General features: G+C 47.2%; 1 protein-coding gene. It reads left to right on the top strand.

Annotation, left to right across the window (positions count from 1 at the left end):
- Positions 1-12: 12 nt before the first annotated feature.
- Positions 13-567 (top strand): EAL domain-containing protein (locus A3750_RS21530; RefSeq protein ID WP_156498820.1); only part of this gene is annotated, 555 nt, incomplete at its 3' end.

Below are 567 nucleotides of genomic sequence, written 5' to 3'. Positions count from 1 at the left end.
GCCGATGCCGCCATGTACCATTCTAAAGATATGGGGCGCAGCATTTATTCGTTCTTNACCGCAGACATGAACCAAGAGGTCGAAACCAGACTGCAATATACCGAGCAACTGCACAGAGCTTTACAACTCGGCGAGATTGAATGCTACTACCAACCCAAACTAAGCCTTCCCGACTTAGACATTACGGGCTTTGAAGTATTGGTTCGATGGAACAATCCAGAGCTAGGGCAAGTAAGCCCAAGAGACTTCATTCCGATCGCGGAATCCACCGGACTCATTCTTCCCATCGGACAGTTCGTCTACGAACAGGCGCTCACCAAGCTTTCGGAGCTCCAAGCTATGTTTAAGCGTGACTTTACGATGGCGATCAACCTCTCGCCTCTTCAATTCAGAGATTCAGAACTTGTCGAGTGGATTCGCACTGGCGCTCAGACCTGTAAAATTGATTTCAAAAACATTGAACTTGAGATTACCGAAGGCGTTCTTCTCAATGAATATGACTACGTTGTTACCGCGCTGAACGAATTAACCGCACTCGGTTTGAAAATCTCGCTTGATGATTTTGGC

This window comes from Oleiphilus sp. HI0079, from assembly GCF_001635105.1.
The sequence above is the reverse complement of the archived record's forward strand: the minus strand, read 5'-3'. Positions and strand labels throughout refer to the sequence as shown.